General features: G+C 62.9%; 23 protein-coding genes. 8 read left to right on the top strand and 15 right to left on the bottom strand.

Features of this window, described 5'->3' with window-relative positions; translation table 11 throughout:
• Positions 1-7 precede the first annotated feature (7 nt).
• Entirely contained in the window at positions 8-1,204 is a 1,197-nt protein-coding gene (locus ACFP9U_RS01975; RefSeq protein WP_378618627.1) for a Tm-1-like ATP-binding domain-containing protein, read from the bottom strand.
• Positions 1,205-1,303: 99 nt separating this feature from the next.
• Between ACFP9U_RS01975 and ACFP9U_RS01970 the strand changes: the two genes are divergently transcribed.
• The 7 genes from ACFP9U_RS01970 to ACFP9U_RS01940 all read left to right on the top strand — a co-directional run bounded on the left by ACFP9U_RS01970 (position 1,304) and on the right by ACFP9U_RS01940 (position 7,950).
• Positions 1,304-1,945: a TetR/AcrR family transcriptional regulator gene (locus ACFP9U_RS01970; protein ID WP_378618626.1), complete on the top strand. Its 642-nt coding sequence runs from the start codon at positions 1,304-1,306 to the stop codon at positions 1,943-1,945.
• Positions 1,946-2,268: 323 nt separating this feature from the next.
• Complete coding sequence (locus tag ACFP9U_RS01965) at positions 2,269-3,576, top strand: ABC transporter substrate-binding protein (protein WP_378618624.1); 1,308 nt, start codon at positions 2,269-2,271, stop codon at positions 3,574-3,576.
• Between the two features lie 85 nt (positions 3,577-3,661).
• Complete coding sequence (locus tag ACFP9U_RS01960) at positions 3,662-4,567, top strand: carbohydrate ABC transporter permease (protein WP_322453666.1); 906 nt, start codon at positions 3,662-3,664, stop codon at positions 4,565-4,567.
• Position 4,568: 1 nt separating this feature from the next.
• Complete coding sequence (locus tag ACFP9U_RS01955) at positions 4,569-5,528, top strand: carbohydrate ABC transporter permease (protein ID WP_378618622.1); 960 nt, start codon at positions 4,569-4,571, stop codon at positions 5,526-5,528.
• Positions 5,525-5,770: a hypothetical protein gene (locus ACFP9U_RS01950; protein ID WP_322453664.1), complete on the top strand. Its 246-nt coding sequence runs from the start codon at positions 5,525-5,527 to the stop codon at positions 5,768-5,770. Before ACFP9U_RS01955 ends, ACFP9U_RS01950 begins: the two co-directional genes overlap by 4 nt.
• Positions 5,767-6,873 (top strand): ABC transporter ATP-binding protein, encoded by a 1,107-nt coding sequence (locus ACFP9U_RS01945; RefSeq protein WP_378618620.1) that lies wholly within the window; start codon positions 5,767-5,769, stop codon positions 6,871-6,873. Before ACFP9U_RS01950 ends, ACFP9U_RS01945 begins: the two co-directional genes overlap by 4 nt.
• A gap of 3 nt (positions 6,874-6,876) precedes the next feature.
• Positions 6,877-7,950: an ABC transporter ATP-binding protein gene (locus ACFP9U_RS01940; RefSeq protein WP_378618619.1), complete on the top strand. Its 1,074-nt coding sequence runs from the start codon at positions 6,877-6,879 to the stop codon at positions 7,948-7,950.
• Positions 7,951-8,012: 62 nt separating this feature from the next.
• Here the strand turns inward: ACFP9U_RS01940 and ACFP9U_RS01935 are convergent, their stop codons facing one another.
• From ACFP9U_RS01935 to ACFP9U_RS01920, 4 genes are read right to left on the bottom strand one after another with little or no spacing between them, the layout of a single operon-like run.
• Entirely contained in the window at positions 8,013-8,993 is a 981-nt protein-coding gene (locus ACFP9U_RS01935) for a hydroxyacid dehydrogenase (protein ID WP_378618617.1), read from the bottom strand.
• A gap of 27 nt (positions 8,994-9,020) precedes the next feature.
• Positions 9,021-9,752 (bottom strand): FadR/GntR family transcriptional regulator, encoded by a 732-nt coding sequence (locus ACFP9U_RS01930; RefSeq protein ID WP_378618615.1) that lies wholly within the window; start codon positions 9,750-9,752, stop codon positions 9,021-9,023.
• 3 nt (positions 9,753-9,755) lie between these two features.
• Positions 9,756-10,925 (bottom strand): mandelate racemase/muconate lactonizing enzyme family protein, encoded by a 1,170-nt coding sequence (locus ACFP9U_RS01925; protein ID WP_378618614.1) that lies wholly within the window; start codon positions 10,923-10,925, stop codon positions 9,756-9,758.
• Positions 10,926-10,934: 9 nt separating this feature from the next.
• The gene (locus tag ACFP9U_RS01920; protein ID WP_378618612.1) at positions 10,935-11,822 is read right to left on the bottom strand and encodes a sugar phosphate isomerase/epimerase family protein; all 888 of its coding nucleotides are present in this window, start codon (positions 11,820-11,822) and stop codon (positions 10,935-10,937) included.
• 424 nt (positions 11,823-12,246) lie between these two features.
• Here ACFP9U_RS01920 and ACFP9U_RS01915 point away from each other — a divergent pair, with 424 nt between their 5' ends.
• Complete coding sequence (locus ACFP9U_RS01915; protein ID WP_378618611.1) at positions 12,247-12,834, top strand: DJ-1/PfpI family protein; 588 nt, start codon at positions 12,247-12,249, stop codon at positions 12,832-12,834.
• Positions 12,835-13,050: 216 nt separating this feature from the next.
• Here ACFP9U_RS01915 and ACFP9U_RS01910 read toward each other — a convergent pair whose 3' ends face one another.
• From ACFP9U_RS01910 to ACFP9U_RS01865, 10 genes are all read right to left on the bottom strand, one after another.
• Positions 13,051-13,938 carry an amidohydrolase family protein gene (locus ACFP9U_RS01910; RefSeq protein ID WP_378618609.1) on the bottom strand — a complete coding sequence of 296 codons (888 nt, stop codon included), beginning with the start codon at positions 13,936-13,938 and terminating at the stop codon, positions 13,051-13,053.
• Complete coding sequence (locus ACFP9U_RS01905) at positions 13,922-15,106, bottom strand: vWA domain-containing protein (RefSeq protein WP_378618608.1); 1,185 nt, start codon at positions 15,104-15,106, stop codon at positions 13,922-13,924. The genes ACFP9U_RS01910 and ACFP9U_RS01905 overlap by 17 nt, the downstream gene beginning before the upstream one ends.
• Positions 15,103-15,975, bottom strand: a complete 873-nt coding sequence (locus ACFP9U_RS01900; protein ID WP_378618606.1) for an AAA family ATPase — start codon at positions 15,973-15,975, stop codon at positions 15,103-15,105. The genes ACFP9U_RS01905 and ACFP9U_RS01900 overlap by 4 nt, the downstream gene beginning before the upstream one ends.
• Positions 15,976-15,992: 17 nt before the next feature.
• A complete protein-coding gene (locus tag ACFP9U_RS01895) occupies positions 15,993-17,003 on the bottom strand; it encodes a xanthine dehydrogenase family protein molybdopterin-binding subunit (RefSeq protein ID WP_378618605.1) in 1,011 nt (336 codons plus the stop codon).
• Between the two features lie 3 nt (positions 17,004-17,006).
• Positions 17,007-18,374: a xanthine dehydrogenase family protein molybdopterin-binding subunit gene (locus ACFP9U_RS01890; RefSeq protein WP_378618603.1), complete on the bottom strand. Its 1,368-nt coding sequence runs from the start codon at positions 18,372-18,374 to the stop codon at positions 17,007-17,009.
• 20 nt (positions 18,375-18,394) lie between these two features.
• Complete coding sequence (locus ACFP9U_RS01885) at positions 18,395-18,877, bottom strand: (2Fe-2S)-binding protein (RefSeq protein ID WP_378618602.1); 483 nt, start codon at positions 18,875-18,877, stop codon at positions 18,395-18,397.
• Positions 18,878-18,896: 19 nt separating this feature from the next.
• Positions 18,897-19,697, bottom strand: coding sequence for an FAD binding domain-containing protein (locus ACFP9U_RS01880; protein ID WP_378618601.1), 801 nt, complete (start codon positions 19,695-19,697; stop codon positions 18,897-18,899).
• Between the two features lie 9 nt (positions 19,698-19,706).
• Complete coding sequence (locus tag ACFP9U_RS01875; protein WP_322453648.1) at positions 19,707-20,150, bottom strand: SRPBCC family protein; 444 nt, start codon at positions 20,148-20,150, stop codon at positions 19,707-19,709.
• 115 nt (positions 20,151-20,265) lie between these two features.
• Positions 20,266-21,129: an AraC family transcriptional regulator gene (locus ACFP9U_RS01870; protein WP_378618599.1), complete on the bottom strand. Its 864-nt coding sequence runs from the start codon at positions 21,127-21,129 to the stop codon at positions 20,266-20,268.
• Positions 21,130-21,502: 373 nt separating this feature from the next.
• A complete protein-coding gene (locus ACFP9U_RS01865; RefSeq protein WP_378618597.1) occupies positions 21,503-23,776 on the bottom strand; it encodes a mechanosensitive ion channel domain-containing protein in 2,274 nt (757 codons plus the stop codon).
• Positions 23,777-24,161: the final 385 nt, after the last annotated feature.

Genomic DNA, 24,161 nt, shown 5'->3' with positions numbered 1-24,161 from the left:
TTGCCTCTCAGTTGTGATGGATTTCGAGAAAAGTCGCGGCCGCAGCCTCGGCAAAGGCGGGATCGTTGATGTGCAGCGGCAGGGGCACGATCCTGCGCCTTTCGGTCTGCCGGACCGTCGCTTCGATCGCCATGAACAATGCCGCGTCGGCCTCCGGATCGAAGAAGGCGCCCCCTTCGATATCGAGCGCGGAAACGCCCTTTTCGGGGATCAGGAACCGGACCTCTCCCTCGCACGCGTTCAGCTTGTTGCCGATCCACTCGCCTATGGCCCGGCACTCCTCGCGCGTCGTGCGCATCAGCGTGACATTCGGGTTGTGCTCGTAGAAATTACGCGTGCGGTGATGCGGCGGAACGGTCTCCGGCGCCCAGAAATTCACCATGTCGAGCGCGCCGACGGAGCCAACATAGGGAAGGCGCGTGCGGGCGACGGCGCCGAAACGATCCTCGGTGGCCGGAAGGACACCGCCGAAGAGCAGGTCGCACACCTCGGTGGTCGTGATGTCGATGAAACCGGCCAGCATGCCGCTGTCGGCCAGTTTCTCCATCGTACGACCGCCTGTGCCCGTGGCGTGGAAGACCATGCAGTCGTAGTCGTCCCGCAGGCGCTCTGCGATCGCGGTGACGCAGGGGGTCGTCACGCCGAACATGGTAAGACCGATCGCCGGCCTGGTCTCCCTGCGATCGGCAGGATGCGCGGCCATTCCCGCGATCGCCTCCGCGGCATTGTGCAGGATGACGCGGCTGAGGCCGTTCAGCCCCGCGATGTCGGTGACCGCGGGCATCATGACAATGTCGGAGATGTCGACATAAGGCGACACGTCCCCGGAAGCGAGCGTCGAGACCATCAGCTTCGGGACGCCGTAAGGCAGCATGCGCATCCCGGCCGTAATGATCGAGGTACCGCCGCCCCCGCCGAGGCCGACGACCGCACCGATATCTTCTCGTGAAACGATGAAGCGGCTGAAGGCCGTAGCCATTGCCGCGATGGCAGTTCCGCGATCGTCCAGACCGAGAACCGCCGTCGCGCCGTCTGGATGAAAGGCCGCCACCTCTGCGGCCGGAATATCCATTTCGGACGTGGACGGACGCGTGCCCACGTCGACCCGGACCACGGGCAGCCCGCGAGCCTCGACCAGAGCGGCGAGAAAAGCCAGTTCCTCCCCTTTCGTGTCAGCCGTGCCGACGACATAGACCCGTTTCAAGCAACCTTCCTCGGTGATCGTTCTTCTCTTCCGCCCTTCCCGGCGGCGACAGCTTCTGCCGGCTGTTGCAAATTTTTGAGACGCGAGTATCATAATGATATGGATATCTCACGTCAATCAACCGAGTTGCCGGAGGAAAACGAACGCGGCCCGCGGGCGAGGACCCGTCGGCTCATGCTCAAGACGGCAATCCGGCTCATGCAGGCGGGTCTTACGCCGTCGGTCAGCGACGTCGCCGAAGCGGCGGGGGTGTCCCGGGCGACCGCATACCGCTACTTCCCCAGCCAGGCGGCTCTGGTCGATGCCGTGGTGGACGAGGCTTTGGGACCGATCTTGAAGTGGAAGGACCGGTCGCCTGATGCCGGGGAACGGATCGAGAGTTTGTTTCGCACCTCGTTGCCGCGGCTCGATGAGTTCGAGGCGACCTTCAAGGCCGCGTTGAAGCTTTCGCTGGACCAGTGGGCGCAGCGGAAATCGGGCGCACCGGAGGGCGAACCGCAGTTCATGCGCGGCCACCGCGTGGAACTCCTGCGCAATGCGCTGGAGCCGCTGCGCGTACAGTTGCCGGCAGAAGAATTCGACCGGCTCACTCAGGCACTGTCGCTGATCTTCGGCATCGAGGCCTTGGTGGTGCTCAAGGACATCTGGGGCCTCGACAGCAAGGAATCCGAGAAGGTGGCGACCTGGGCTGCACTGGAACTGGTGCGGGCGACAATGCGCCACAAGAACAAGGAGGGCTAGAAACATAGGTCAATCTGGTTAGACCAGATAGGGCCATCTGCTTGTTCACCTTGCCGCACAACTTGCCCACGGGGCGTGCGTCGGGATCGCCTGAACGGACACCGAAAGGCGTGGGCTTTGGAGCAGGTGCTTCGGCTAAATGGAAGTAGTCTGGCGCGACAAGTCGCTTGACTGTGGTTGCAATTTGGTACTACCAGATTCATGGGAGAAGGAAGGAAAAATCGTCTCGCGGAGAGCTGGCGAACAGGTGAGGAGGCCTGTCCGCACAAGGACATAAGTGGGGCGATCAGCAGCGGTTCAGGCGCAAGAATGGGAGGAACATCATGCGCAATGGAATGAAGAGCCTATTTGCGGGCATATCGCTGCTTGCTTTCGGGGCATCAGCAAGCGCGCAGGAACTGACGATCTTCTGGGCCGAGTGGGATCCGGCGAACTATCTGCAGGAACTCGTCAATGAATACGAAGCCGAGACGGGGGTAATGGTCACGGTCGAGACGACGCCTTGGCAGGACTTCCAGACGAAGGCCTTCACCGAGTTCAATGCGAGGGGCTCCGCCTATGACATGGTCGTCGGCGACTCCCAGTGGCTCGGCGCTGCTTCCGAGGCGGGGCACTATGTGGACCTCACGGACTTCTTCAACGAGCACAACTTGAACGAGGTGATGGCACCGGCGACGGTGAAGTACTACGCCGAATATCCGGCGAATTCCGGTAAGTACTGGGCCATTCCGGCCGAGGGGGACGCGGTCGGCTGGGCCTACCGCAAGGACTGGTTCGAGGATCCCAAGGAGATGGAGGCGTTCAAGGCCAAATACGGCTACGATCTCGCGCCGCCGACAACCTGGGCTCAGATGCGCGACATTGCGGAGTTCTTCCACCGTCCGGACGAAAACCGCTACGGCATCGCCATCTACACCGACAACTCCTATGACGGCCTGGTGATGGGCGTCGAAAACGCCATCTTCTCCTATGGCGGCGAGTTGGGCAATTACGAGACCTATGAGGTCGACGGCATCATCAACTCCGATGAGAACGTCAAGGCGCTCGAGATGTATCGCGAGCTCTACGACTATACGCCGCCGGGCTGGGCCAAGACCTTCTTCGTGGAGAACAACCAGGCCATCACCGAAAACCTGGCCGCGATGAGCATGAACTACTTTGCCTTCTTCCCGGCACTCGTGAATGAGGCGTCAAACCCGAATGCCGAGGTGACCGGTTTCTTCGCCAATCCGGAAGGTCCGGACGGCGACCAGTTCGCCGCGCTTGGCGGGCAGGGAATTTCGATCGTCTCCTATTCCGAGAACAAGGAAGAGGCGATGAAATTCCTGGAATGGTTCATCCAGGACGACGTCCAGAAGCGCTGGGCCGAACTCGGCGGCTACACCGCGCACGCCAAAACGCTGGAATCGGAAGAGTTCCGCAATGCGACCCCTTATAACGAAGCCTTCTATCAGACCATGTTCAAGGTGAAGGACTTCTGGGCCACGCCGGAATATGCCGAGCTTCTGATCCAGATGAACCAGCGCATCTACCCCTACATCGTGGGTGGGGAAGGTTCGGCCAAGGAAGCGCTCGACGCACTGGCGGCAGACTGGAAGGCGACTTTCGAGAAGTACAATCGCTACGATTGATGCAGATTGGCGAAGGGGGCTTCGGTCCCCTTCGTGACCGATTCATCGGGCCGCTCGCGCGGCATGCTCTCGGAGGAGGAGAGTTTTGGCGACCGAAGTCATGACACGGCTGGATCCGCAGTCGCGTGCGGCCGCGCGCGGCTGGAGCGACTTGACGATCCGGAACCTTTTCATAATCCCGACAATCCTTTTCCTGATCATCTTCAATATCTTCCCGCTGCTGTACTCGCTCGGATACTCCTTCACGGATTTCCGCGCCTCCACCAATGCGCCAGCGAATTTCGTTGGTCTGGCGAACTACCGCACACTGCTGAACGATCCCTATATTTGGACCAACTTCGCGATCACCGCGAAATACGTGATTGTCTCCGTGACGGGGCAAGTGCTGGTCGGGTTCGGCGTCGCGATGCTGCTCAACCGGGCGATTCCTTTCAAGGGCCTCCTGACGACGCTGCTGCTCTTGCCGATGATGCTGTCCATGGCGGTCGTCGGCCTGTTCTGGAAGCTGCTTTACGACCCGTCCTTCGGCATCATCAACTATGCGCTGGGTCTCGGCCGCTTCGAATGGCTGTCCAATCCGGACATGGCGCTATATGCCGTCGCGATCACCGACATCTGGATGTGGTCGCCGTTCGTCATGCTGCTGTCGCTGGCCGGCCTTTCGGCGGTGCCCAAGCATCTTTATGAAGCCGCGGCGATCGACCGGGCCGGCCCGTTCTACACCTTCTTCCGGATCACGCTGCCATTGGTGGCGCCGATCCTGATGATCGCGATCATCTTCCGCACCATGGAAGCGTTCAAGACTTTCGATCTGGCCTACATCCTGACCAGCCAGCCGACCACGGAACTCATATCGATCCGGCTCTACAAGATGGCTTTCCAGGAGTGGCAGACCGGCATGTCCTCCGCACTCGCCTACATCATGCTGATCATGGTGGTCGCCATCACCAACATCTACGTCAAGTACCTGAACAAGGTGAAGGAGCGCTGAGGTGGCGGCAGTCAAAACAACCTCCGAAGTCGCGCTCAACAGGCTGGCGATCGTCGCCGTCCTGATCGTGACGATCATCTTCCTGGCGCCGATCTACTGGATCGCCTCGACGGCTTTCAAGCCGCGCAACCTGGCAACCACCATTCCGCCGACGGTCCTGTTCGAGCCGGAAATCGCGCCCTTCGTGAAGCTGATGGTGCGCCGCTCACAGCTTCGCGAGCCTCCGACAGCCGAAGAATACGCGGCCGCGCCCTGGTGGGAGCAGATCGTGCTCGACGATGGGGAGAAGATCGTCCGGTCCGGCCGCGGCGAAGTGCAACTGTCGGCCTATCCGGACCGCTTCATGAATTCGCTCATCATCGCGATTTCCTCGACGGTCCTTGCGGTCGGCATGGGCACACTCACGGCCTACGGTTTTTCGCGCTTCAAGGTGGCCGGTGAGCAGGACTGGTTGTTCTTCATTCTGTCGACGCGAATGCTGCCGCCGGTGGTCGTGGCGATACCGATGTTCCTGATGTACCGCTGGTTTGGGCTCAACGATACCCACATCGGGCTGATCATTCTCTATACCGCCTTCAATCTTTCCTTCTCGGTCTGGCTCATGAAAGGCTTCATCGACGAGATCCCGAAGGAATACGAGGAGGCGGCGCTCGTCGACGGCTACACGCGGCTCCAGGCCTTCTTCAAGGTCGTGCTGCCCGAAGCCGTCACCGGCATCGCGGCGACGGCCGTCTTCTGCTTCATCATCGCGTGGAACGAGTACGCCTTTGCACTGATCATGACGAACCGGCGTGCGCAGACCGCGCCGCCTTTCATCCCCAGCCAGGTCGGTTCCGGCCTGCCGGACTGGACCGTCATTGCAGCGGGCACATTCCTGTTCCTGCTTCCGGTCGCGATCTTCACCTTCCTTCTGCGCAATCACCTCCTGCGCGGCATGTCCTTCGGAGCGATCCGCAAATGACTTTCCGAGAGATGAACCGGCGATATCTCGAACCAGGCTCGATGTGGCTGATGATCTTTGGAATCGTGGCGCTCTGCCAGCCCTGGATATTCTTCCTGCACCGCTATGGCGTGACGATCATACTGATCGGCCTTGTGGGATTCATCATCACCTCGCATATCGGACCGGGCTCCGTGGGAACCGAGGAGGACGTCTCCGACGATGTGTTCGACGTCTCCGACCACCGCGAGGGCAAGGCATGACGGAAATTGAGCTTCGGGGTGTCCAGAAGTGGTTCGGTAACCTTCAGGTCATCAAGGACTTCAACCTGTCGATCGCCGGCAGCGAGTTCATCGTGATGCTCGGTCAGTCCGGCTGCGGCAAGACGACGACGCTGCGCGCCATCGCCGGACTCGAGACGATCGACGAGGGTGATATCCTGATCGACGGCAAGCCGGTCCAGCATCTGAAATGCTCCGATCGCGACATCGCGATGGTGTTCCAGTCCTTCTCGCTTTATCCGCACATGACGGTGTACGAGAACATTGCCTTCCCGCTTCGCGCTACGCGTACGAGCAGGGGCGCCATCGACGAGACCGTTCGCGAGATCGCGAAGGTGCTGCGCATCGCGCACCTGCTCGACCGCAAGCCGTCGGCGCTCTCGGGTGGCGACATGCAGCGCGTCGCCATCGGCCGCGCGCTGGTGCGCCAGCCGAAGGCCATGCTGATGGACGAGCCGATCGGTGCACTCGACGCCAAGCTGCGCGAGGAGATGCGCGCTGAGATCAAGCGCCTGCACATCAAGCAGGGATCGACCACCATTTATGTCACGCACGACCAGGTGGAGGCGATGAGCCTCGCGGACCGGATCGTCATCATGCACGAAGGTGTGCTTCAGCAAGTCGGCACCCCGGAGGAAGTCTATGCCCGCCCGCAGAATCTCTTCGTGGCGCAGTTCGTGGGCAGTCCGGTGATGAACGTCATGCCCGCGCGCGTGAGTGAGGAAGCCGGTTCGGCGCGTGTCACGGTCGATGATGCGGCTGAGGGCTTCCAGTTCCCGCGTGAACTGCTGATGAAGCTGAACGGGCATGCGCCCGGGGACACTCTTGCGCTCGGCGTCCGGCCGGAGGGGATCCTTGTCTCCCATGAGCCGCGCGAGGGCTACCTGCCGGTCGAAGCGCAGATCATAGAGCCGCTCGGCTCTCACGACATTGTAGACCTCAAGGTGGGCGGGGGCATGTTGCGTGCGCGTACGCCGGCGGGCTTCGTGCCGAGGGCGGGAGAGCAGGTGCATGCACGCATCGATCCCGTGCAGGCGCACTTCTTCGATACCAGGGACGGCAAGTCGCTTGGAGTGAGGCTGTAGGCGATGGCACATATCGAACTGAGAGACATCACCAAGACCTTTGGCGCCAACACCGCGCTTCGAGGGCTCGACCTCGAAGTCGCCGATGGCCAGTTCTTCGTGCTGCTCGGCGAAACGGGGGCCGGTAAGACCACCACGCTGCGCATCGTGGCCGGGCTGGAGAAGCCGACTGAAGGAACGGTGCTGATCGACGGGGTCGATGTCGGTGATTGGGGCCCGGCCGAGCGCGATGTCGCGCTCGTGCTCCAGCAATATTCGCTCTACCCGCGCTACACGGTGCGCGAGAATCTCGAATTCCCGTTGAAGTCCAAGATCCGCCACGTCGAGCCCTCCGAGATTAAGGTGCGCGTGGAGCAAGTGGCGAAAACCTTGCGCATCGATCACCTGCTCGACCGTAAGACGGATCGCCTTTCCGGCGGAGAGATGCAGCGCGTTTCCATCGGACGGGCGATCGTGCGCAAGCCGCGCGTCTTTCTCATGGACGAGCCGTTGTCGGCGCTCGATGCCAAGCTGCGCGAGGCGCTGCGTACGGAGCTCAAGAATCTCCAGATGCATCTTGGCGCAACATTTCTGTTCGTCACGCACGACCAGATCGAGGCCATGTCCATGGGCGACCGGATCGGCGTGCTCGACCGTGGCCGCCTCGTTCAGGTCGGCGCCCCCTCGGAAATCTACTCCCGCCCAAGGAATACTTTCGTTGCACGTTCGGTCGGCTCGCCGCCGATGAATCTCATCCATGGTGCAATCAGCGGCGGAAATGCCGTGGCGGAGGCCGGTTTCAGCCTACCGATCGCAACGCCCAGAGACGACATGGAAGGGCGTGACCTGATCTTCGGGATCAGGCCCGAGGACATGTTCCTCGAAAGCGGTGCCCCGGCGCAGGCAAGGGTACACGACGTCGAAAATTATGGTGTCGAGAAGATCGTCACTTTGCGTGCCGGCGACAGTATGATCCGGCTGACGACACCGGCGCATCAGAGCTTTCGGATCGACGAGGCGGTGCAGTTTTCCTGTAACCCGGGCAAGATCATCCTTTTCGACAGGGGGACGGGCCGGAGCCTCGCCTATCCAGGTTGAGGCAAAGAAACGTTGCCGGGCCTGGCAAGCCGGAGGGGCTCCACCCTGCGAAATTGCTGATCTCAGCCACCTGCAGGAAATCTCAGGCGGTAGCGGGCTTCCACCTGCGGATTGCAGAAATTCCTGGGAAGTTCTCCGGACAGAACCCGCACCGCCTCTTCGGCAGCTCCAGTGCCCATTCTCATCATGGAATCCTCGGTAATTCCGGCCATGTGGGGCGTGAGGATCACGTTGTCGAGCGCAAGCAGTGGATGGTCCACCGGCAGTGGCTGGGTCGAGAACACGTCGAGCGCAGCACCCGCGATCGATCCCTGCTGCAGGGCCGTCACGAGGGCTGCCTCGTCGACGACAGGACCGCGCGAGACGTTAATCAGCAGGGCCCCGGTCCTCATCCGCCCGATGCGCTCGCGGTTGATGAACCCTCTGGTCTCAGCTGTCAGCGGACAGCACAGCACGATCACGTCTGATCGGGCGACCAGCGTATCGAGATCGACCCGCAGGACTCCCTCGGGGAGCGCGGCGGAACTGCGGGTTGCCGTGATGACATTCAGCCCGAAACCCGAACTGGCGGCTTTGAACACGGCCCGTCCGACCGCGCCCATGCCGACGATGCCCATGGTCCGGCCGGCGAGGTCATGTCCCAGATCCGCATGGGCCCGCGCCGCCGTCCAGCCTGCCTGTCGCAGATCGCGGTCGACCATACGGAACCGCCGCTGCAGCGCCAGGGTGACCATCATCACGTGCTCGGCCACCGTCCGGGCATTGACGGCCGGCACGTTTGCCACGAGGACGCCCGCCTCGGTCGCAGCCTCGACCGGGATCATGTCGAGCCCCGCTCCGTGCCTGATTGCCGCGCGCAGCCGCGGCGGATCGTCGAACAGCGCCGTGGGCAGGGGAGCCCTGACGATGATCACATCGGCCTCGCGGCCTTCGCGCTGCAGGGTCTCCTGATCGGGTGCGCTCGCAACGACAAACTCGCCGGTCTGCTCAAGAATCCGCACGGCGTGGGGATGAATCTCATGTGTCGAGAAGATGACCGGCACGTCGACTAGCCCTTTCCGACCAGCTTGCTAGGTGCGCGCGTTTGCGGCCTCCATCTGCGGTATATCGCGCTCGTCCGTTTCGGGAGTGCCGATCAGGCCTTTCCAGTAGCTCTCGGCTCCGGTTAGGTGCGCGCTCATGAGCGCCTGCGCCAGATTGCCGTCCCTTCGCAGGAGGGCCTCGAAGATCTGGATGTGCTCGGCGTGGGAACGACGGCTGCGTTCAGGATCACCGAAATAGATCGGCAGGCGCTGTTCGCCCATCATGTAGTAGACGCTGCAGACCTTGTGGAAGACGCTGTTCTTCGTCGCGCGCACGATTTCGAGATGGAAATCACGATCCTCGCGCGCAAGGCCTTCGCCCGCCGCCAGCCTCTCCTCCGAGGTCTTCAGGATCTCCCGCAGCCGCTCGAAGTTCTCGTCCGTCGCTCTTTCGCAGGCGAGCTCGGCTGCCTTGATCTCGTGGATCTTCCTGAGTTCCACCGTCTCATAGATTTGCACTGGATCGAGCGGCACCCCGGCACGCGCAAACAGGGCCATCGCCTCCACGCTCGCCTCGTTCGTCGTCAAATAGATGCCGGACTTGGCGCGACGCTCGACGATACGCATGGCCTCCAGAATTGCCAGCGCTTCCCGGATCTGGCCGCGGCTCACCGAGAAGTGGTCGGCGAGCTCGCGTTCGGAGGGAAGGCGCCCATTGTCCGCTTTGGAGTGCGCGTAGAGATGCGCCGCAAGATCCGGTAGAAGGTTATTTTCCTTCATTTTTCAACTCTTCTGCGCGTAGGTTTCAAGAACCGTTTCCGCGATGGTGAAACCGAGACCTGGGCGGCCCGGGATTTCGATCATGCCGTCCTCCACCCGCACCTCGTCTTCCACGAGGTCGTGGATCATCGGGTTTGCGCCGAGCGAATACTCGATGATGAAGCTTGCCGGCGACGCTGCGCATACATGCAGGCCGGCAAAGAAACAAGGTGCGCCGGCCCACAGATGCGGCGCGAGTCTCAGGTTGAAGGCGCTGGCGATCGCGCCGATGCGCATCGCCTCGGTTATGCCGCCGCAGAAGGCTGGATCGGGCTGGAAGATGTCGGCCGACTTGAGCACCGCGAGGTCGCGGAAGGCGAAACGTGTTGTGTCGGACTCGCCCGCGGCGATCGGCACCAATCCGCTGGCACGAACCTCGGCCATGCCTGCCTTGTCGTCGGCACTCACCGGCTCCTCGAACCAGGCGAGGTCGCAATCGGATACGTGCTGGATAAAGCGTTTTGCCTCGGCGACGGTGTAGGTCCCGTGCGCATCGACCATTAGCTGGACATCCGGGCCGAGCGCGGCGCGGGCGGCCTTCACCCGTGCCGCGGAAATGTGCGGCGCGCCGTCCATAGCGCCGACGCGCATCTTCACCGCCCGGAAGCCGCCATCGGCGACATAGGATTGCAATTGCTCGCCGATCTGGTCGACGGGCGCCCAGCCGCCTGAAGCATAGGCTGGCATCCGGTCCGCCTTGCGTCCACCGAGCAATCGCCACACGGGCTGTCCGAGCGACTTTCCGAGGAGATCCCATAGCGCGATATCGACCGCGCTGATCGCCGCGACCGACAGGCCCCGGCGCGAGAGTTCGGGCATCGCATGTCCCTGGGCGGCGGCGGTCTCGTAGCGCACGCCGTTGTACAGCATCTCCCATATCTGGACGATGTCGGCGGGATCGCGCCCGACGAGCCGGGGCGCGATCTCATGGTTCAGCATGTGAACCAGCGCGGCGTAGGTGCCGGCACTGCCGGCGGCGTTCTTGCCTTCGCCCCAGCCTACCAGCCCGTCATCGGTCTCGATGCGGAGGATCGCAGCGTCGAACGTCTGCAATTGGCCGAAGTCGCTGCGGTGCTGGCGGTTTGGCTCGATCGGTATCCTGACCCACCACGCCCGTGCCGATTTGATCCGCATCTTATGCGCTCATCGGATCAGCGGCAGGATCGTCTCGGCCGTAATGCGCATCTGGTCGGAATAGAACTTCTCCGTGAGCAGGCTGGAGCCGTGATCCTGGATGAACTTCAGCTGCTCGGGCGGGATATCGACGGGGTCGTGCTCCACCATGTCCGGATATTTCGCGGCGGGCGTGCGATCGACCGGTGCGACGAACTCGTTCGTCAGCGCGCCGTCATAGCCGATCTCCTTGAGCGTGCCGATGATCTTTGGCCAGTCGAGATGGCCGAGGCCGGCGGCAAAGCGATTGTTGTCGGCGATGTGGAAATCGAAAAGGCGCCTGCCGGCGAGCCGGATCGCCTCGTAGATGTCCTCTTCCTCGATGTTCAGGTGGAATGCATCGAGGCAAACGCCGCATTCGGGGCTGACGGCCTCGGCCAGGGCCAGCGCCTGCGCGCAGCGGTTGAAGAGATAGGTTTCGAAACGGTTCAGCGGTTCGATGGCGATCCGCACGCCCTTCTTCTGCGCATGGTCAAAACATTCCCGAGTGGCATCGACGACCCACTGCCACTCCTCCTCTTCGGTGGCGTCCGGAACGACTTTGCCCACCGTTGCCGGCACGAGCGTGATGATCTCCCCGTCGAGCTCCGACACCATCGTAATCACGCTCTTTACGTAATCGACGGAACGAGCCCGCTGCCCCTCGTCCTTGGCCGCGAGGTTGCGCTCGCCAAGCGTCAGCGTCACCGCGCCCCAGCAGCGGATGCCGTGTTCCTTCAGCAGCGCGCGCGTCTCCCCCACCTGATACTGACTTGGCTCGCCTGATATCTCGATGGATTCATAACCGAACTGCTTGATACGGCGCAGCGTCGTCTCCAGTGGTTCCGCCCGCATCCAGTTGTGTGTCGAAAGATGCATCCTCCTTGCCTCCTCCTGAAAGCTCCGCGCTTAGCCAGGCGCGATATCTGGTGTGACCAATACAATCTTCTTTCACCTCTATCGCATTCTCAGGCGATCTACAAGATTTGACAACGAGCATGAGTTGCGATGGCCGTTTGCACGATAAAACAATGTGTTATAAAGAACGTTGGAAATGGAAAGGTCGAGTGTCAGAATTCGGGTCCTTGACCCTATAGGATAGTCTGGTATTACCAGATTGCGGACCGCTCCATTCCACGCGAGGGCCGACGAGGGCGGCCAAGGACCGGGGGATTTCGCCGAAAGCCCGACGCGGTCCATCGGGAAGGCTATCGCCACATCCGCCGTGATCTCAACGCATGATATTCGCGGCGAGGGGGCTGGAGATAATCGATTTTGGGTAATTGACGGGAGGAGTAAAACGATGCCGGGCAAGAAGATATTGATGCTGACCGGTGAGTTCACCGAAGAGTACGAGATTTTCGTCTTCCAACAGGCGATGGAGGCGGTCGGCCACACGGTTCATGTGATCTGCCCGGACAAGAACGCCGGCGACGTGATCAAGACCTCGCTACACGATTTCGAGGGGCATCAGACCTATACCGAAAAGCCGGGGCATGACTTCGTCATCAACAAGACCTTCTCAGAGGTGAGGCCTGAGGAGTATGACGCCGTCTATTGCGCGGGCGGCCGCGGCCCCGAATATATCCGCACCGACGAACGTATCCAGGCAATCGTCCGGCACTTTCACGAGACCGACAAGCCGATTTTCACGATATGCCATGGCGTCCAGATTCTCGTTGCCGTCGACGGTGTGGTGGAAGGCAAGAGGGTCGGGGCGCTCGGCGCCTGCGCGCCGGAGGTGAGGCTCGCCGGCGGCACCTATGTCGACCTGTCGCCCACGGAGGCGCTCGTCGACGGCAAGATGGTCTCGGCGAAGGGCTGGACGGCGCTGGCCGCCTTCATGCGCGAGTGCCTGAAGGTGCTGGGCACGGAGATCAAGCATAGCTAGTATCATGAATTGAAGGCTGATCGGGTTGCGAATGGCATCCCTCGTCCTTCGACAAGCTCGCCCTTCGACAAGCTCAGGATGAGGGCTGGCCAATGCGCCATTCGTTGAAGTCGAAGCTTACATGAGGCCGGCCTGCCTTTACCCTCATCCTGAGCTTGTAAGGACGAGGGTGAAGGCACGCACTGCCGGCTCCACCCGAATTATCCCGCTTTAGATCTATGCCGGTCGATAGACGCGCTCGGCCGTGTCGTGCATGATGTCCGCCACGGCCTGCGCGCCATGCCGCTCGGCTGCGGCGCGATGGGCGGAGAGCACCGAAGCGTAGTCCGACCAGAGCTTTTCGATCGGGAAGTTCGAGCCGAACATCAGCCGCTCGCTGCCCAGGATCGTGACGGCGGCATCGACGATCAAGGTTGTGAGGTCCGGATCGTTCCGGTGCGCGAAGGTGCCCAGGCCCGAGAGCTTGGCAAAGAGGTTCGGCAGGGGCGCAAGGCGGGCGAGGCCGTCCTTCCAGGCGGCGACGGTTTCCGGCCGGTCGTCGACCAGCATGCCGCAATGGGTGAGGATGAAATCCGTCTGCGGGTTTTCTGCGACAAGCTCCGCACCCGCCTTCATCTGCGCCGGGAAGAGCTGAAGGTCGAAAGAGAAGCCGTATTCCTTGAGCCGTCCCACGTTCCTTCGCACGGTCGGATCAACAACCTGGTCGGGCCCGGAGGCAAAGCGGTATTCCGGCACCTCGTGCCAGTGCAGCTGCATCCGCACGCCGCGTACCAGCGGATAGGCCTTGAGCCGGTCGAGCTGCGGGCGAACGTCCTCTGCCGACATGTCCGCATAGCCGACGATCGCGTGCGGCCAGCCGGTTTGCTCGGCCGTCTTGCTCACCCAGGCGACCTCCTTCTCGAAATCCTCCCTTGCCCAGTTGGTCTGTACATAAACGGCCTTTATGACGTTCAGCCCCTCGAGTTCCGAGAGATATTCGTCGATCGGATAGTCCCGCCGGATCGGCTCATAGGGACCAAAGATGCGCGGGACCATGGGGCCGCTGAGCCACGGCAGGTCGGCGCGGCGCCAGATATGGAAATGCGAGTCAATGACGCGCTGCATGGGCTTCCTCCTTCCATACGACTGCCGCCCGGGGTGCTGGCCTGCCGAGCGACAGGATAAAGCGTGCGAGCGCCTCGCCGGTTGAGCCGTCAACGAGATCGTCGAGCCAGGGCAGGATGGAGGCGAGCGCCGCCGTTTCCGGCCGGAACCGCGGATCCCCGGCAAGTGGCGTTGCAAGCGACAGGCGATAGGCAAGGGCGGAGAGGCGACGTATCGAATCCACGAAATCCCCATGGCCGCCACGCTCCAGGCCGTCCGATGCGAGAACGATAAGGCTGCCGCGAGCGAGGGCCACGAAGCGGGGCACTGCGAGAAAGGCCTTGAGCGCCGGTCCTATGCGCGTTCCGCCGTCCCAGTCGTCAACTGACGCAGCCGCGCGCTCAAGCGCCTGGGCCCGGTCCCGGCTCCTGAGCGCCGTCGTGATGCGGCTGAGCCTGGTGCCGATGGTGAAGACCTCGGTGCCGGGCACTGCCTGGACGGCCGCGTGGGCGAGCTCAAGAAGTCCGTCCGTGTGCTCCCGCATCGAACCGGAGATGTCGATGATCAGCAGCAGCCGGCGCGCAATCTCCTTGCGTCGGCGCAAGCGCGGGGAGGCGAGATCGCCATCCGCATGCACGATGTCGCGGAACGAGCGGCGCAGGTCGATCATGCCCTTCGAACGGGTCCGAAGGTGCCGGAAGGTCCGGCGGCGGGGCAGGGCGTCGGGCAGCTGGCGCTGGAAGGCCCTCAAGGAGCGCTCCCTGTTATCGAACGCGCGCGTGGAGAGCCGCTCCGTCGCGGAAGCGTGGGCGCCGCCCTTTTCCCGCTGCAGGAGGATCTCGCCGACAGCTTCGGCGCCGCCCTGGTCCTTCACGACGATTTCTTCCTCTTCCTCTCTTTGCACGGCCGCTACGCGCTCTTCTCCGAAGAAGACGGCGCGGAAGAGGGCGTCGAAGGTGCCCTGCCTGTCGACCGGCGGGGCAAGCGTTGCAATGGCGGCGCGCCGGATATGCTCCATGCTTTTCGGGCCGAGCAGGGTGACCGCCGCGAGAAAGCTCACCGTCTGGTCAGGCGCCACGGCGAAACCGTGGCGGCGCAGCGCCTGGACAAAATCGAGGAAGGGGGTGCATTCCCGCGGCAGGCGGGGCGGTGGTTGCGTCCGGCGCTTCGCGCTCGCTGCCTGCCTCACGTCAGTGCCTCCTCGAGGATGCGCGGCAGTTCCTCATGCATGCAGGCGAGGTCCTCCTCATCCTTGAGAAGCACGCCGATCGCCCGGCGGAAAGCTTCCGGCCACGGGCTGCCCGTCTTTTCCAGAACGGTCGCAGCATTTGCCCATTCGACGGCCTCCGAAATGCCGGGCGGTTTGGCGAGCGGGTGCGCGCGGATGGTGCTTACGGCGCGCGCGACGGCGGCCGCCGTGCTCTCGGCCACGTCGGCGGCGCGGGCCAGGATGATCGCCGTTTCGCGAACGGGATCGGGATAGGCGATCCAGTGGTAGACGCAGCGCCGGCGGAGCGCTTCCGCCAGTTCGCGCGTGCGGTTCGAAGTGAGGATCACGATCGGCGGTTCGCCTGCACGCACCGTTCCCCGCTCGGGAATCGAGATCTGGAAATCGGAGAGATATTCAAGAAGCAGCGCTTCGAATTCATGGTCCGAGCGGTCGATCTCGTCGACCAGGAGCACCGTCCGCTCGGGGTTGCGGAGCGAGCGCAGCAGCGGACGTTCAATCAGGAAGCGGTCGTCATAGATGTCGGTCTCGGCCTTCTTCGCCTGGCGGATCGCTAGGAGCTGGCGCTGGTAGTTCCACTCGTAGAGGGCGTGTTGAGCGTCGATGCCTTCGTAGCATTGCAGGCGGATGAGTTCCCTCTGCAATATCTCGGCCACGGCCTTCGCGGCCTCGGTCTTGCCGACGCCCGGCACGCCTTCCAAAAGCAGCGGCTTGCCGAGCCGGATGGCCAGAAAGACCGCTGTCGCAAGCGGCTCGTCGGCGATGTAGCGGCATTGCCCGAAGCGCTCGGCAACCTGTTCGGGCGAGCTTGGAACGTCGCTTGCCGCCATTGCGCCCATCGCGCCGCTCAATGGGCCGCACCGGCGTTCTGCCGCAGCGCGCGCAGAACCCGTTCGGGCGTGATCGGCAGCGTGTCGACCCGCACCCCAACGGCGTCGAAGATGGCGTTGGCTATTGCCGGGATCTGCGGATTGGCGCACATCTCGCCGGGCCCCTTGGCTCCATAGGGGCCGTCCGCCGCGGGCCGCTCCAGCACGACGATCTCGGTTTCCGCGAGGTCGCCGGGCCCGGGCATCAGATACTGGTTGAAGTCGCGCCCGCCATGCTCCCGGCTTGGATAGTACGGTTCCGTCGTCTCGTAAAGCGCGTGGCTCATGCCCATCCAGGAGCCGCCGACGAGCTGTTGTTCCACCATCTTCGGATTGAGCGCTCGGCCGATCTCGAAGACGTTCTTGACGGACAGAACGGTCACCTCGCCGGTCTCGTCGTCCACCTCGACTTCCGCCACCGTGCAGGCATGGGCATAGCAGGTGGAGGGTTTCATGGCGCCCGTTTCGGTATCCGGATAGGAACGGGGGATGAGGAACATGCCGCGCCCGGAGATCGAGCGTCCATGCTTGAAATGGGCGGCGAGAGCGGTATCGAAGATCGAGACCGAGCGCTGCGGCGCGCCTTTCACATGGATGTTGCCCTGGCCATCCGTTTCAAGGTCGGCGGCATCCGTCTCCAGTTCCTCGGCCGCAACCTCCAGCATCACCTGGCGCGCTTCCCTGGCGGCCTGAATGACGGCGTTGCCGGCGCGGTGGGTCCCGCGCGAGGCGAAGGTGCCCATGCAGTGCGGGCCCGTATCCGTATCGGCGGTGTCGATCACCACGCGGTCGCTCGGCACGCCGATCGTCTCGGCGCAGATCTGCGTCATGATCTGCTTCATTCCCTGGCCGAGATCGACCGAGGACAGCGAGACCATGAAGTTTCCTGTGGGTGTGGAATGCACCAGCGCCTGCGTCGGATCGCCGCCGAGGTTCATGCCCGTGGGATAGTTAACTGCCGCGACCCCGCGGCCTCTCTTCAAAGCCATGGTTCAGCCCTCCCTCGCGGCGGACGACATCCGCATGTATTTCTCGGCGACCGGCCAGCTCGCGATGCGCGAGGCCTCCTGCATGCATTCGATCAGCGCCGCGCCTTCGGTGACCTGACGATGCGCCTTCATGTCCCCGTCGCGATAGGCGTTGACGAAACGGAATTCGATCGGGTCCATGCCGATGCACTGCGCGAGCTTGTCCATCTGCACCTCGAGCGCGAAGTCGCCGATCGTCACGCCGAAGCCGCGCATGGCGCTCGACGGCGTGCGGTTGGTGTAGATGCAATAGCTGTCCACCCAGACATTCGGCACCGTGTAGGGGCCGGGGAAGTGCGCCGCCGACTTCTGCGCGCCATAGGGCGAGTGCCGGGAGTAGGCGCCGGCGTCGATATAGGCCTTCACGTAGCGCGCGACGATCCGTCCGTCCTTCATGACGCCGTCCTTGATGACGAGCTTCTCGGCGGCGCGCGGGGAAGAGACCTGCATCTCTTCTTCACGACTGTAGATGAAGGAGACGGGTCTTCCCGTGAGCTTCGCACCGAGGATGGCGATCGGCTCAACGATGACGTCGACCTTGCCGCCGAACCCGCCGCCGACAGTGCCGCCGACCATGTGCAGCTTTGCTCCCTCCATCTCGAGGATGATCGAGGTGTTGTCGAGCGTGAAGAACATCGCCTGGGTGTTGGTGTAGCAGGTAAAGCGGCCGTCGCCTTCGGGCACCACGACGCAGCCGGTCGTCTCCGTCGGCGCGTGCTCGATTGGTCCTGACGAATAGGTCTCCTCGAGCACGTGGTCGGCCTCGGCAAAGCCGGCCTCGACATCGCCGAAGCGAACCTTGCGGCATTCGCCACTGTCGTAGCGATAATAGTTCTGGCCGTGGTACTCGTTGACGATCGGCGCGTCCGGCTTCAGCGCATCCTCGATGCTGAGGACCGCCGGCAGCACCTCGTAGTCGACCTTCACCTTGGCGGCCGCCTCGTGGGCGGCACGCTCGCTATCGGCGAGGACGGCTACGATCGCCTCGCCCTTCCAGCGCACCTTGTCGGTGGCGAGCACCGTCTCGTCCTCCGGACCCACCTGGATGAGGGTCAGGATGGTGTAGACATTATGCGGCACGTCGGCGGCCGTCAGGATGCGCACGACGCCGGGTTGCTTTTCGGCCTCGGAAAGATCGATGCCGCGGATACGGGCATGGTGGTGGGGGCTGCGCACCATCTTCAGATGCAGGAGCCCGGGGAACTCCCGGTCGGCGAAATAGATCGTCCTGCCGGTGACGTGGCCGAGCGTATCGACGCGTGGCCGCGGCTGTCCGATCTCCTTGAGATCATCCTTGCGCTCGTCGGCGAAGTAGGATTTGCGGACCTCCATTGTGCCCTCCCTGGCGGCCTCTAGGCCGCGTTGACGGAATTGGCCCGTGCGGCCGAAAGGATCGCCTGGATGATCGGTTCGTAGCCGGTGCACCGGCAGACGTTGCCGCCGATCGCGTCGATGACCTCCTCGCGGCTCGGCGACGGGTTGCGGTCAAGCAGTACCTTGGCCGCCATCAGCATGCCCGGCGTGCAGAAGCCGCACTGCGCGGCGAATCCTTCATGGAAGGCGCGTTGCAGCGGATGGAGCACGCCGCCGCGGGCAAGCCCCGCGGTGGTTTCGATGGCCGCACCGTCGCAAGTCTCCGCGAGGGTGAGGCACGAAAGCCTGAGGTCGCCGTCGATGATGATGGAGCAGCTTCCGCAGGTGCCTTGGTGGCAACCGCCTTTCACCGACATATCGCCGATCTTCTCGCGCAGCGCCTTCAAGAGTGTGGTGCCGCTTTCGACGAACTCCGCCGTTTCCTCGCCGTTGAGCGTGAACTGTACCGGAACCTTTGCCATCGCCTCCTCCCTTACACTGCTAGGCGAGCAGCAGCCTGCCCAGATGCACCGGCAGGACCTGGCTGCGGTACCATGCGCTTGCGATCGCATCGGTAATGGGCGAGGTGCCGTCGGCGGCGACAGCCAAGGCATCGCGGATACCGTCCGCCGTCCGTGGCTTGCCGATGAGCGCAGCCTCCACCGCTTGCGCCCGGATCGGCCGGTCGGCCATGCAGCCATAGGCGACGCGGGCGCTGGTGATCGTTCCGTCCTTCTCCTCAAGAAGAGCGGCGATCGTTACGACCGAGATACCTTTCGGCTTGACGCGCGAGACCTTGAGGAATCGCAAGCTGCCGGCCACCGGCAAGGCAAAGCCGACGTTTTTCAGCACCGTATGTGCGTAGGTCCCGTGGCGATCCGCAAGAAAGGCCGAAAGCGGGATCGGCCCACCGCCGATCTCTACGGTTGCATCCAGCGCCAGCAGCGCGACGGCGAGGTCGCCGTAGGGCGCTGGTGCATAAAGGTTGCCGCCCACGGTCGCCACGTTGCGGATCGCCGGGCCGCCGACGCTCTTTGCCACCTCGGCGAGACAGGCGAGGCGCCCATCGGCGATGATCCGCCCCATCGTCACGGAAGCGCCGAGGGTCGCCCGGCCGTCTTCTACGGTAATGGTCGAAAGCGCCGGATCCGTCGCCCGAACATATGTCGAAAAGGACACGTCGCCTTCATTGGCTTGGCGCACGACGAGTGTGCCGCCGCCGATATAGCGCGAGGCGTCGTCAGCCGCCAGCGCGGCACCGGCGGCGTCCGCAGTCGAAAAAGTCTGGAGCGTCATGGCCATGGCTTTTTCTCAAGGGTTCTCCGCGAAATGGGCTTTCAGCGCGTCAAAGCCGCCCTGAAAGACATTGGCGCCCATGCCCTCCGCCACCTTGTCGGCCTCCTCGGCTGGCGCATCGAACGTCGCGGTCCATTCGGCGTAAGTTCGGTTGCCGTCGGTGATGCGTCGCAGCGAGAGCGTTGCCTGGTGGTTGCTGATCGGCTGTGGCGTTTCGAGGATGCTGTAAGTGACGGAATGGTCGGTGTCGGAGAAGGCGATCAGCTTCTCGCGCAGCGTTGCGCCCGAGGCGAGCTGGAATTTGCGCACGCAGCCGATCTCGTCGGCGGGCCGTCCGTCCTCGATCTCGCTCTTGACCATGCGCGGGTGCCAGGAAGGCAGGCCGTTGAAGTCGCGGATGCGTGCCCAGACCTTCTCGACCGGTGCATCGATGACGGAAGAAACGGTGACTGTAGGCATGTGCTTCCCTATCCTGATCCAGTTGAGTGGATCGTAGGGAGGCGGAGCGGCAAGTGCTTATCGATCGGTCTGGAGTACCTATCGAATAGTCTGAAAATCGAACCGGAAGGTCCGTCTAACGAAGGAATTCAGCGCGCCCCCGTGTGGGCAGACCCGGCCGGCCCTCGCTTGCTGCCGAGCGATAAACGGTCGGCGGAACGCCTGTGTGTTCGCGAAAGAAGCGGGAGAAGTTTCCTTGCGAAGAAAAGCCGAGATTGCAGGCGAGAGAGATCACGGGTTCGTCGGAGGATTGCAGGCATCGCGTGGCTTCGGCAAGCCTGAGCGTGTTCCAGTAGACATTCGGCGTGACCCCCATCTGCTCCCTGAAGAGCACGAAGAAGTGCGGCCGGGAAAGGCCGACGCTGCGGGCGACCTCGTCAAAGCAGATGCGTTCACCGATATTCGCTTCCATCAGCGCGACCGCCTTGCGTATGCGGAAGTCCCGGCTGCGGCGCATCGTCTTGGCGCCTGCCTTTTTCGGCTGCGTCGCGCCGGCGGCCGCCATGACATGGTCGATGAAGCGCACAACTTCGTAGGAGACGAGCTCCTCCTCGTCGCTGGCCAGCCGGTCGGGAAGCAGAAACGCCAGATCGGCAAGCCAGGGCGGCAGCGGGATGACCGGCTTCTCGAAGGCCACGGAGGCGGGCGGCAACCCGAGCCGGCTGTTGAGCCATTCACGGTCGATGTAGAAGGCCAGGAACTGACCGGGGGTTTCGGACCTGGCAAAGGTATGGCTGTGGGGCTCAAAGGAGTTGATGCCTATAGCGATCCCCGGCCGCGGGGCGATGGTCCAGCCGTCAACCGTCATGGTGCCGGCGCAACCCGCCAGCCAGATAACGATATGGATCTCCGGGTGGGCATGGGTGACGAGATTGCCGCCGACATTCAGAAGTGAGACATGCCCGAAGGGGCCCCGGAAGAGCCTGATGAATTCCGTCATCTTTTCCTCCCGCGAATGAGACCTCCCGTTTCGACGCGCTTGCGCGCGCCGTCATCCGCATGTCTCGATTTTTGGGTAGCACGCCGTACCCGTCAACCCGAGAAGGCCATCTTATGCGGTTTGCACAGTCGGGCGGGAGTCTTTTTCAGACTGATTGATTGGCCATTCCTGGCTCGTCGCTGTCTGAAGCTGCCATCGACCAGGTCGAACATGAGCCGCTTTCTGGGAACGGGCGTCATCGGAAAGGCCATGGGTCCGGAGGTGTACACGCAAGCCTGTTACCCGCGCATCGATGCCGAATCCGGCGCATCGTTGGCTGGCGCACGGGTTCGGGACACGTGTGCGCAGCCCCATCCATGGTTCCTGGCAGCCTCTAGACCTCACCGTCGGAAGGGATATCCGTCTTGTTCTCCTGTGAGGACTGTGCCGACTTCCTCTTTGAGACTTTCGCCCGCCGGGGGTTGCTCGGCTTTGCATCGTCGGATTTTTTGCCCGCAACCGGAGGCGAGGGCTGAATGATCTTGATCGGCGCGGCGGGCGCGGAGCCTTTCTTGTCCTCGCCGAAATAGAGCGTGACATGCGGGAAGGGGATCTCGATTCCGGCCGCGTCGAAGTGCTTCTTGATGGTGGCGTTGTAGGCGCGCCCGACACCCCATTGCTGGCCGGGCAGGGTCTTGATGCGTATGCGGACATTCACGCTGGAATCGGCAAGCTGAGTGACCCCGTGCACCTCGAGATCGTCGATGATGCTGTCGGAATAATCGGGGTTGGCGCGCAATTCCTCGAACGCCTGCTTCATCACCTCGATAACCTCATCGATGTTCTCCCTGTACGCCACCCCGTACTCTCCCACGTGGTAGGAGAAGCCGCGCATGAAGTTCGACACCGTATCAACGGAGGAAAACGGGACGATGTGGTAGGTGCCCGAAAGGTCGCGAATCCCGAGCGAACGGATCGTCAGCTTTTCGACCACGCCCGTGGTTCCGGCAGCCGTGACGACGTCGCCCGTGTAGATGGCGTTTTCGAGCTGGATGAACACACCCGTGATGACGTCCTGCACGAGCTTTTGCGCGCCGAAGCCGACGGCGAGACCGAGTACGCCGGCCCCGGCCAGCAATGGTCCGATGTCAACGCCGAGTTCGGACAGCGTGATCATCACCGCCAGGACGACGAGGACGACGGTCAAGGCGTTGCGGAAGATCGTCAGAAGCGTGCGCTGGCGCGCCATGGAGGCGGCGAGGACGCCACTGGTTTGCAGGTTGAGACGGTATTCGATCCAGGATGAAACGAACAGCCAGATGGCAAAAGCCGCAAGCAGCACCAGGGCGATCGTAATGATCTTTCCGAGGACCAGGAGGCCGCTGTCCGAGCGTATCCAGGCGAAGAAATCGAAGACCTTCCAGGCGTCCAGAACAACCGCCGCCACGACGAGGGCAATGACGATGCGCACCACCTTCAATGTCGTGGGCACGAAGGCGTTCAGCCGCTCCTCCAGCATCGGGAATTGCGAACGCATCTCGGGCTTCAGCCGAACGCCGAAAGCGATCGCCTTGTCGACCAACGCCGACAGGAGAATTCCTGCTGCAATCGCTACGATCGTCTGGACCGTTGCGCCGATCATGAAGGAGAGCGCTTCCTCCGGCTCTATGATCAGGAGCAGTGCCAGCACCGAAAGATAGGCGATCATGATGATGTGCCAGACGCGAGCCAGCGTCCCCAGAAGGATGCCTGCGAAGCCGACTTGGCTCCTCTCGGCCATCGCCTCGAGCCGCGTCCTGACCGGCTCGCGATTCTGACGGATCATGACAACCGCGAGGATGAGCGCCACACCATAGACGAAGGCGGCAACGACAGATCCCAGTGCCGTTCCGAGATTGATGTTGACGATCGGCACGACAAGGAGAATCCCGTAACCCACGAAGCTCGTGAGACCCGAGAGCCACGTATTCCAGTAGGCTGCCTCCTCGCCCCTGATCGGGAGCAGCCGCAATCCGTCGTATCGCGTTGCGAAAAAGAGCCGGAGCGCGACCTTGACGGTCTCGATGACGAGAAAGGCGTTGAGGAAGAGTGACTGGCTCGTGTCGATGCGCCCGGTCCCATCCCCGAGGACGAAAAGGGCGACGGCATAGCCGGCCACCCATCCGGCGGCGACGGTGACGAGATCGAGCAGGCTGCAGCCAAGGGCCGCCAGCCAACGCCGCAACCAGGTTCCCGGACGGTCCGGCACCAGCACCCAATCGGATGCCCTTCGGTAGACCGAACGCGCCAGCATTCGCGACAGCCAAAGGATTGCAATGACGACAGCGACAACGACGCCGAGATCGAATGCACCCTTTGCCAGGTTCGCCATCCCCGTGGACGACAACGTACCCAGGTTGAGGTCCAGAATACGGTCGTAGGCCGCGTCGAGCTCGGTCACGAAACCTTCGGCGGCGGTACTTGTAAGATCCGCGATCTGGCGGGCCAGCGAGACATCCTGTGTTTCCGGTTCCGCCGGCATGGCGTCTCCGGCCGCAAGCCTGCGCAGTTCCTCGATCAGAGCATTCCGGGCTGCTTCGTCTTCGAGAAGATCCGCGATCGCTCCATAGCTCGGTTGCGGACCGCCGGGCGGTTCCTGTGCGGGCGGCGCTTCGGTCTGTGCGGCCACAGAACCTGTGAGCAGAAGAAGCGCAAAAAGCGGAGACAGAACGTATCGCAGAAGGGCCGGCAACTGGTGACCTCGGTTTCCGGGAGGGATTTCAATTGTATATGATGCCGTGGCCGAGAATAGACTTTGCGCCTCTCATTTCAACCTGCCGCGTTCTTGGCCTGCCGAAGTGCCGCTCCGGTTTGTCGTCTGCTCAGAGCCCTTTTGTGATCACCGGATTGAATGACCGTTCAAATGCGGCGCAAGTGGTTGTCCCAGGCGGGCCGATCCGCGCCCTCGGAGCGTATGACCTTCTCCGTCTCGGGCCCGGCCGTGACGATCGCTCCGCGCCCGCTGGTGGCAAGCACCTCATCCCGTGCCGCGGGCGCCACGCCGCAGCCGTCGG

Source organism: Nitratireductor sp. GCM10026969 (assembly GCF_042660605.1).
Lineage (GTDB): Bacteria > Pseudomonadota > Alphaproteobacteria > Rhizobiales > Rhizobiaceae > Chelativorans.
This window is presented reverse-complemented; position numbering and strand designations above follow the sequence as displayed.

What these genes read in the sequence shown, in the direction of transcription:
- ACFP9U_RS01970 (WP_378618626.1), top strand. Translation starts at nt 1,304, where the DNA reads ATGGATATCTCACGTCAATCAACCGAGTTGCCGGAGGAAAACGAACGC.
- ACFP9U_RS01965 (WP_378618624.1), top strand. Translation starts at nt 2,269, where the DNA reads ATGCGCAATGGAATGAAGAGCCTATTTGCGGGCATATCGCTGCTTGCT.
- ACFP9U_RS01950 (WP_322453664.1), top strand. Translation starts at nt 5,525, where the DNA reads ATGACTTTCCGAGAGATGAACCGGCGATATCTCGAACCAGGCTCGATG.
- ACFP9U_RS01945 (WP_378618620.1), top strand. Translation starts at nt 5,767, where the DNA reads ATGACGGAAATTGAGCTTCGGGGTGTCCAGAAGTGGTTCGGTAACCTT.
- ACFP9U_RS01940 (WP_378618619.1), top strand. Translation starts at nt 6,877, where the DNA reads ATGGCACATATCGAACTGAGAGACATCACCAAGACCTTTGGCGCCAAC.
- ACFP9U_RS01930 (WP_378618615.1), bottom strand. Translation starts at nt 9,752, where the DNA reads ATGAAGGAAAATAACCTTCTACCGGATCTTGCGGCGCATCTCTACGCG.
- ACFP9U_RS01925 (WP_378618614.1), bottom strand. Translation starts at nt 10,925, where the DNA reads ATGCGGATCAAATCGGCACGGGCGTGGTGGGTCAGGATACCGATCGAG.
- ACFP9U_RS01920 (WP_378618612.1), bottom strand. Translation starts at nt 11,822, where the DNA reads ATGCATCTTTCGACACACAACTGGATGCGGGCGGAACCACTGGAGACG.
- ACFP9U_RS01915 (WP_378618611.1), top strand. Translation starts at nt 12,247, where the DNA reads ATGCCGGGCAAGAAGATATTGATGCTGACCGGTGAGTTCACCGAAGAG.
- ACFP9U_RS01910 (WP_378618609.1), bottom strand. Translation starts at nt 13,938, where the DNA reads ATGCAGCGCGTCATTGACTCGCATTTCCATATCTGGCGCCGCGCCGAC.
- ACFP9U_RS01900 (WP_378618606.1), bottom strand. Translation starts at nt 15,975, where the DNA reads ATGGCGGCAAGCGACGTTCCAAGCTCGCCCGAACAGGTTGCCGAGCGC.
- ACFP9U_RS01895 (WP_378618605.1), bottom strand. Translation starts at nt 17,003, where the DNA reads ATGGCTTTGAAGAGAGGCCGCGGGGTCGCGGCAGTTAACTATCCCACG.
- ACFP9U_RS01890 (WP_378618603.1), bottom strand. Translation starts at nt 18,374, where the DNA reads ATGGAGGTCCGCAAATCCTACTTCGCCGACGAGCGCAAGGATGATCTC.
- ACFP9U_RS01885 (WP_378618602.1), bottom strand. Translation starts at nt 18,877, where the DNA reads ATGGCAAAGGTTCCGGTACAGTTCACGCTCAACGGCGAGGAAACGGCG.
- ACFP9U_RS01880 (WP_378618601.1), bottom strand. Translation starts at nt 19,697, where the DNA reads ATGGCCATGACGCTCCAGACTTTTTCGACTGCGGACGCCGCCGGTGCC.
- ACFP9U_RS01875 (WP_322453648.1), bottom strand. Translation starts at nt 20,150, where the DNA reads ATGCCTACAGTCACCGTTTCTTCCGTCATCGATGCACCGGTCGAGAAG.
- ACFP9U_RS01870 (WP_378618599.1), bottom strand. Translation starts at nt 21,129, where the DNA reads ATGACGGAATTCATCAGGCTCTTCCGGGGCCCCTTCGGGCATGTCTCA.